The sequence below is a fragment of the Streptomyces sp. NPDC101776 genome, assembly GCF_044766845.1.
Classification (GTDB): Bacteria; Actinomycetota; Actinomycetes; order Streptomycetales; family Streptomycetaceae; genus Streptomyces.
Genome location: NZ_JBIWMV010000036.1, coordinates 44,398 through 51,548, shown reverse-complemented (window position 1 = coordinate 51,548; position 7,151 = coordinate 44,398). Strand labels below are relative to the sequence as shown.

Sequence of the window (7,151 nt, the reverse complement as noted above, 5' to 3'; positions counted from 1 at the left end):
TCGACACCTCGAAGCGTGAAGAACGGCCGTCCTGCTGTCTCACGAACACAGCAAGATCAGCAGGTCGAGTGACCAGCGAGGATAAACGCCAAGCTGAGACCTGGAGCCGGAGCGAACAAGCGAACAAGGGGCCCTCGATCGAGGGCCCCTTCGTCGTCGCCGCTTACTCGCCGAGCAGCCTCCGCACCCGTTCCTGTCCCACCGCGAGCAGCAGTGTGGGCAGGCGCGGGCCGGTGTCGCGGCTGACGAGGAGGTGGTAGAGGAGGGCGAAGAAGGTCCGCTGGGCGGTCTTGATCTCCGGCGGGAGTTCCTTGGCGGTCGCGTCGGCGGAGAAGCCCGCCTGGACCTTCGGGACGCCGTAGACGAGGTGGCTCAGGCCGTCCAGGGACCAGTGGTCGGCGAGGCCGTCGCGCAGGAGTCGCAGGGACTGCTGGGAGGGCTCGTCGAGGGACTTGAGGAGTTCGGTGTCGGGTTCGTCGCGCACGATGGTCCGCTGGTCGGCGGGGACGTGCGCGTTGATCCAGGCCTCGGCCTTGTCGAGCCGGGGGCGGACCTCGTCGAGGGTGGACAGCGGGTCGGTGGGGTCGAGTTCGCTGAGGATGCGCAGCGTCTGGTCCTCGGCTCCGGCGGTGATGTCGGCGACGGACGCGAGGGTCCGGTACGGCATCGGGCGGGGCGTGCGGGGCAGTTCACCGGCGGCGGTACGCACGGCACGCGCGTGCGCGGCGAGGTCGGCGGGCAGGGCGGAGCCTCCCCCAGAGCCAATAGCCTGGGAGGTGCCCCCAGCGACCTTCCCGTCCAGCTTGTCCCACTCGTCGTAGAGGCGCTGGATCTCCTGGTCGAAGGCGATCTTGAAGGACTGGTTGGGGCGGCGGCGGGCGTAGAGCCAGCGCAGGAGCTGCGGTTCCATGATCTGGAGCGCGTCGGCCGGGGTGGGGACCCCGCCCTTGCTGCTGGACATCTTGGCCATGCCGCTGATGCCGACGAAGGCGTACATGGGCCCGATGGGCCGCTCGCCGCCGAAGATCCCGACGATCTGCCCGCCGACCTGGAAGGACGACCCCGGAGAGGAGTGATCCACACCGCTCGGCTCGAAGATGACGCCCTCGTAGGCCCAGCGCATCGGCCAGTCGACCTTCCAGACCAGCTTGCCGCGGTTGAACTCGTTCAGCAGGACGGTCTCGGTGAAGCCGTCCTCGGTGCAGACGTACGTCAGCTCGGTGGTGTCGTCGTCGTACGCGGTGACGGTGGTGAGGTCCTTGCCACAGGCGCCGCAGAAGGGCTTGTACGGGAAGTACCCGGCGGAACCGGAGCTGCCGTCGTCCTCCTCGGCCGCACCGGACCCGGCCTCGGCCTCCAACTCGGCGGCGTCGACGGCCTTCTGCTGCTGCTTCTTGGCCGGGGCCTTCTTGGTGCGGTACTGGTCGAGGATCGCGTCGATGTCACCGCGGTGCTTCATGGCGTGCAGGATCTGCTCGCGGTAGACCCCGGAGGTGTACTGCGCGGTCTGGCTGATCCCGTCGAACTCCACGCCCAGTTCGGCGAGCGAGGCGACCATGGCGGCCTTGAAGTGCTCGGCCCAGTTCGGGTACGCCGATCCGGCCGGGGCGGGCACGGAGGTCAGCGGCTTGCCGATGTGCTCGACCCAGCTCGCGTCCGTCCCCTCCACCCCGTTCGGCACCTTGCGGTAACGGTCGTAGTCGTCCCAGGAGATGAGGTGCCGGACCTCGTGCCCGCGGCGGCGGATCTCGTCGGCGACGAGGTGCGGGGTCATGACCTCGCGCAGGTTGCCGAGGTGGATGGGCCCGGAGGGGGACAGCCCGGACGCGACGACGACAGGTTTGCCAGGGGCCCGACGCTCCGACTCCTCGATGACCTCATCCGCGAAACGGGAGACCCAGTCGGTGGTCTCGGTGCTCTGAGCCACGATCGGCACGTCCTTCTTTCTGGCACGGGGCAGCCGGTACGGTCGCACGACTGACCCTGCCATTGTCCCAGGCGACCCGACATCCACGAAAACGGCTTTTCCAAGGGCGTGACTCTGAAGCGGGGGCCGGCCTGGTGGCGGTTTTTTTGGCCGCGGGCCGGTGAGGGCTGGTCGCGCAGTTCCCCGCGCCCCTTGAAGGCGGCTGCGCCGCCATCCAAGGACCGTCGGGGCTGAGGCACGGACGGCGGCGCGGCCGCCACTCAGGGGCGCGGGGAACTGCGCGACCAGCCCCCACCGGGCCCGCACCCGAAAAACTCGCTTTACCCCCCGTGGGATACTGACCGTGTCTACCAAACCCACCAGGAGAACGGCCCCCACCCCATGACCTCGGTCACGTCGCTCACCGACCTAGTCCACCAGCTTCTCGCGAACGCCCTCACGGCAACCCTGCCGGAGGCGGACGCGGATCCTCTGCTGCGACGGAGCGACCGTGCCGACTTCCAGGCGAACGGCATCCTCGCCCTCGCGAAGAAGGCCAAGGCCAACCCCCGCGACCTCGCCACCCAGGTCGTCGCGAACGTGGTCACCGGTGATCTGGTCAAGGACATCGAGGTCTCCGGCCCCGGCTTCCTGAACATCACGGTCACCGACCGGGCGATCACCCGGAACCTCGCGGAGCGCTACGCCGACGACACGGACCGCCTCGGCGTCCCCCTCGCCGCGCACCCCGGCACGACGGTCATCGACTACGCCCAGCCGAACGTGGCGAAGGAGATGCACGTCGGCCACCTGCGTTCCGCGGTGATCGGCGACGCGCTGGTCCAACTCCTGGAGTTCACCGGCGAGTCGGTGGTCCGGCGGCACCACATCGGCGACTGGGGAACGCAGTTCGGCATGCTGATCCAGTATCTGGACGAGCACCCGGGCGAGTTGGACCACGGCGACGCGGCGATCACCGGCGAGGAGGCGATGTCGAACCTCGACCGGCTCTACAAGGCCGCGCGCAAACTCTTCGACTCCGACGAGGAGTTCAAGACGCGGGCCCGGCGCCGGGTGGTCGAACTCCAGGCGGGCGAGCCCAAGACCCTCGCCGCGTGGCAGAAGTTCGTGGACGAGTCGAAGATCTACTTCTTCTCGGTCTTCGAGAAGCTGGACATGGAGATCCGGGACGCGGACATCGTCGGCGAGTCGGGTTACAACGACATGCTGGACGAGACGTGCCGCCTCCTGGAGGAGTCCGGGGTCGCGGAGATCTCGGAGGGCGCGCTGTGCGTGTTCTTCGACGAGATCAAGGGCCCGGACGGCAAGCGGACCCCGCTGATCGTCCGCAAGTCCGACGGCGGCTACGGCTACGCGGCCACCGACCTGTCCGCGATCAGGGACCGTGTCTTCAACCTGAAGGCGACGAACCTCCTGTACGTGGTCGACGTGCGCCAGTCCCTGCACTTCAAGATGGTCTTCGAGACCGCGAAGCGGGCCGGCTGGCTGGGCGACGACGTCACGGCGTACCAGTTGGCGTTCGGCACGATCCTCGGCAAGGACGGCAAGCCGTTCAAGACGCGTGAGGGCGTGTCGGTGAAGCTGGAGGACCTCCTCGACGAGGCGGTCCAGCGGGCGACCGCGGTCGTCCGGGACAAGGCCGAGAAGGTGGGCCTGACCGAGCGGGAGATCGTCGACAACGGCCGGGACGTGGGCATCGGCGCGGTGAAGTACGCCGACCTGTCGACGTCCGCCGTGCGGGACTACAAGTTCGACCTGGACCAGATGGTCTCGCTGAGCGGCGACACGTCGGTGTACCTCCAGTACGCCTACGCCCGTATCCAGTCGATCCTCCGCAAGGCCGGCGAGGCCCGCCCCACGGCCCACCCGGAGCTCGAACTGGCCCCGGCGGAGCGGGCGTTGGGCCTGCACCTGGACCAGTTCAGCGAGGTCGTCGCGGAGGCGGCGAAGGAGTACGCCCCGCACAAACTGACGGCGTACCTGTACCAACTGGCGTCCACGCTCACGACGTTCTACGACCAGTGCCACGTACTGTCGCCCGACAACGCCCCCGAGGTCGTCGAAAACCGCCTGTTCCTGGTGGACTTGACGGCGCGGACCCTGCAGCGGGGGATGGCACTGCTGGGCATCAGGACGCCCGAGCGCCTCTGACACCCGTACGGACACCGCGGCCGTGGCCCGTCCTCCTCCCCCGTGGAAGAGGACGGGCCACGGCGCGTGTGCGGTGGTGCCGGCCGGATCAGCAGCCGGTGGAGTTGAGGTCCGAGAACGACCACTTGAACAGCGCTCCGGCGATCCCGTCGACAGTGAGGTCGTAGCCGACGAGGTTCAGGTAGCACTGGAGCGGAACAAGCGTGTTGGTTGTGGGGTCTCCGTCGGCGGTGCCGGTGCGGATGCCCAGGTCGTTGAACATGAGCTGCGCCGCCCGCCAGCTGTCGTGGCCGAGAATCCCGTTGATCGTGCCGGGGTCGTAGCCGTTGTCGCGCAGCCGGCACTGCCAGTTCTTCGCCCGCGTCGTGGTCAGGCCGAAGTTCTCCGACGCGGTCGGGATGCCGATGGTCGGTGCGCTCACCGCCGACCTGGCGGCCGTCTGGGACGCCGCGAAACTCGTGCCCGCAGTCGCCAGGCTTCCTACCGCGAGCCCCACGACGGCGGTGACGCCCACCAGGGTCCGGGCCAGAACGTTCGATCGCATGCGGGTGCCTTTCGAGTCGTTGTTTCGACTGACGCGGCCGTGGCCCGTCCGCCTCCCCGGTGGGAGAGGAGGACGGGCCACGGCGTGTGTGCGATGACTTCGGGCCGGATCAGCAGCCGTACTCGTTGAAGTCCCAGAACGCGGCCCGGGTCAGTGTCCCGGCCTGCCCGTCGACGCTGAGGCCGTAGCCCCAGAGGTTCAGGTAGCGCTGGAGCGCCCTGATCGTGTTGGGTCCGGGGTCTCCGTCGACGGTGCCGGCGTTGAGGCCCTGGGCGTTGAAGAAGCGCTGCGCCGCCTTCCAGCTGTTGGTGCCCAGGTCCCCGTCGATCGTGCCGGGGCTGTAGCCGTTGTCGCGCAGCCAGCACTGCCAGTTCTTGGCCCGCGCCGTGTTGAGGCCGAAGTTCTCCGACGCCAGGGCGCTGGCGGACTGCGCGCTCACCGCCGACTTGGCGGCCGTCTGGGACGCCGCGAAACTCGTGCCCGCAGTCGCCAGGCTTCCTACCGCGAGCCCCACGGCGGCGGTGACGCCGACCAGGGTCCGGGCCAGAACGTTCGATCGCATTCGGGTGCCTTTCGAGTCGTTGTTCGGGCTGACGACACGACACTGCGCGGCGACCGGCACGGCCGGCCACAGTTGCCACGAAGGTGACGACCTCGCGGGACGTCCCCTCCCCGGGCCTGCGGGGACACGGTCCGCCGGGACGGCACGGCGGGACGGCTGTGGCGCGCGGTGGCCGGTTCCCGACCCGCGCCGGAACCGTTGGCCACCGCCGTTCGTGCACAATGCGACGGAGAACAGGGGCCGTTGACCGCGGACGCCCTGAACTGAACGCGAGTGGGGGACACATGTCGCGTTGGAAGGCTCTGCCCACCGAACTCGACCCGCGCGCCCGGCAGTTGGTGATCCGGCTACGCCGGCTGAAGGACCACAGCGGGCTGAGCATCCGCCAGCTCGCGGCGAAGACGGGGTACAGCCCGAAGTCCTGGGAGCGCTACCTGGGCGGCCGGACACTGCCGCCCCGAGAGGCCGTCGAGGCCCTGGCCCGGATCGCGGGCGACGACGACCCGACCCGGCTGCTCGCGCTGCACGAGGTCGCGGCGGAGGGATGGGCAGCGCCCCGGCAGTCACCACACCACCTGGCCACCGACCCGGCGCCCGAATCCGAACCCGAACCCGAACCCGAACCCGGCATGGAACTCCTCTCGGCCGGACCCGAGAGGCCGACCTCTCCCGGTCGCTCCCTGCTCATCGCCCTCGTCGCGGGCGCGGTGACCCTGGTGCTGGCCGTCTCCTCGGCGGTCCTCATCACCGCACGGATCATGAACGACGGCAACGACGACAGCCCGAACGGCACCGGCACCGGCACCGGCAGCGCTACGGCCGCCACCGCCCCCCTCGCGGCCCCGGCCGCCCCCTCGTCCGCGCCGCCGAGACTGTCGTACACCTGCCGTCTGAAGCGGGTGGACGGGCTCTGGTACGCGGGGAACAGCCGTACCCGGGAGGACACCGTGGCATACGGCAACAACGGGGTGGAGGTGGCCGAGGCCCAGTGTCTGCTGCGGCGGGCGGGGATCTCGCCGGGCGGGATCGACGGGGACTTCGGTCCGCTGACCTTCGGCGCGGTCAAGGCGTTGCAGAAGCGCGCGGGGCTCCATGTGGACGGGATGGTCGGGCCGCAGACCTGGAAAGCCCTCAGAGGATGAACCAACTGGTGGCCTCCCTGCGGGAGTTGAAGACGCGCACCGGGCTGAGTCTGGCGGGGCTGGCCGCGAAGACGCCGTACAGCAAGTCGTCGTGGGAGCGGTATCTGAACGGCAAGACCCTGCCGCCGAGGGAGGCGGTGGAGGAGCTGTGCCGGCTCGCCGGGGAGCCGGTGGGCCGGTGTGTCGCGCTGTGGGAGATCGCGGAGGCGGAGACGAGCGGCCGCAGCGCGTCGGAGGGGGTGACCGCGCCCCCGCCACCGTCTCTCCCGCCCGCTCCGGTGCCGGAGGTCGCGACGTCCGGTCATCGGCGGGGCGTGGCCGCGCTGGCGGTACTCGGGTCGGTGTGTGCGCTGGCGGGCGGCCTGGTGGTCGCCCTGCTGCTGCTCCCCCACGCCTCCTCCTCACCTGCGGCCACCCTTCCGTCCTCGACCGGCCCCGTCACCGGCCCGCTCTGCCGCGAGGCGACGTGCGAGGGCAGGAGCCCGGTGACCATGCACTGCGGAGCCCAGCCGGACACCCTGCGCACGTACCGGACGGCCACCGGGGCCTATGTGCAGTTGCGGCACAGCGGCGAGTGCGGGACGACTTGGGCGCGGATGTGGGGCGGGCGGATCGGCGACCGGATCCAGATGGATGTGGGCGGCCGGGCGGGCACCGTGCGCGGCGCGCAGGTCAGGACCTCCAAGGAGGCGAACACGTACATCTACACCGTGATGACCGTGACCCGCCCCGGCACGGTGGTCCACTCCTGCTTCCGCCCCGCGGCGGGCGGCCGGCAGGAATGCTTCGACGGGCGCGTGAGGTAGCTGTGCGCGTGGCTGTGTA

At 70.0% G+C, this 7,151-nt stretch carries 6 protein-coding genes; 3 read left to right on the top strand and 3 right to left on the bottom strand.

Going from position 1 to position 7,151, the window contains the following annotated elements:
- Positions 1-163: 163 nt before the first annotated feature.
- Positions 164-1,936 carry a lysine--tRNA ligase gene (lysS, locus tag ACIRRY_RS49585; protein WP_403987034.1) on the bottom strand — a complete coding sequence of 591 codons (1,773 nt, stop codon included), beginning with the start codon at positions 1,934-1,936 and terminating at the stop codon, positions 164-166.
- A gap of 372 nt (positions 1,937-2,308) precedes the next feature.
- Between lysS and argS the strand changes: the two genes are divergently transcribed.
- Positions 2,309-4,078 carry an arginine--tRNA ligase gene (gene argS, locus ACIRRY_RS49580; RefSeq protein WP_403987031.1) on the top strand — a complete coding sequence of 590 codons (1,770 nt, stop codon included), beginning with the start codon at positions 2,309-2,311 and terminating at the stop codon, positions 4,076-4,078.
- 88 nt (positions 4,079-4,166) lie between these two features.
- On the opposite strand, the gene ACIRRY_RS49575 is transcribed toward argS, so the two are convergent.
- Both ACIRRY_RS49575 and ACIRRY_RS49570 read right to left on the bottom strand, forming a co-directional pair.
- Positions 4,167-4,622, bottom strand: a complete 456-nt coding sequence (locus ACIRRY_RS49575) for a peptidoglycan-binding protein (RefSeq protein WP_403987028.1) — start codon at positions 4,620-4,622, stop codon at positions 4,167-4,169.
- Positions 4,623-4,731: 109 nt separating this feature from the next.
- Entirely contained in the window at positions 4,732-5,184 is a 453-nt protein-coding gene (locus ACIRRY_RS49570) for a peptidoglycan-binding protein (protein ID WP_403987025.1), read from the bottom strand.
- 284 nt (positions 5,185-5,468) lie between these two features.
- Here ACIRRY_RS49570 and ACIRRY_RS49565 point away from each other — a divergent pair, with 284 nt between their 5' ends.
- Positions 5,469-6,326, top strand: a complete 858-nt coding sequence (locus ACIRRY_RS49565) for a peptidoglycan-binding protein (protein WP_403987022.1) — start codon at positions 5,469-5,471, stop codon at positions 6,324-6,326.
- Positions 6,323-7,132 carry a helix-turn-helix domain-containing protein gene (locus ACIRRY_RS49560; RefSeq protein WP_403987019.1) on the top strand — a complete coding sequence of 270 codons (810 nt, stop codon included), beginning with the start codon at positions 6,323-6,325 and terminating at the stop codon, positions 7,130-7,132. Before ACIRRY_RS49565 ends, ACIRRY_RS49560 begins: the two co-directional genes overlap by 4 nt.
- Positions 7,133-7,151 lie beyond the last annotated feature (19 nt).

Excerpts from the sequence above, each read along its gene's own strand:
- argS (WP_403987031.1), top strand. The coding sequence starts at position 2,309 with ATGACCTCGGTCACGTCGCTCACCGACCTAGTCCACCAGCTTCTCGCG.
- ACIRRY_RS49575 (WP_403987028.1), bottom strand. The coding sequence starts at position 4,622 with ATGCGATCGAACGTTCTGGCCCGGACCCTGGTGGGCGTCACCGCCGTC.
- ACIRRY_RS49570 (WP_403987025.1), bottom strand. The coding sequence starts at position 5,184 with ATGCGATCGAACGTTCTGGCCCGGACCCTGGTCGGCGTCACCGCCGCC.
- ACIRRY_RS49565 (WP_403987022.1), top strand. The coding sequence starts at position 5,469 with ATGTCGCGTTGGAAGGCTCTGCCCACCGAACTCGACCCGCGCGCCCGG.
- ACIRRY_RS49560 (WP_403987019.1), top strand. The coding sequence starts at position 6,323 with ATGAACCAACTGGTGGCCTCCCTGCGGGAGTTGAAGACGCGCACCGGG.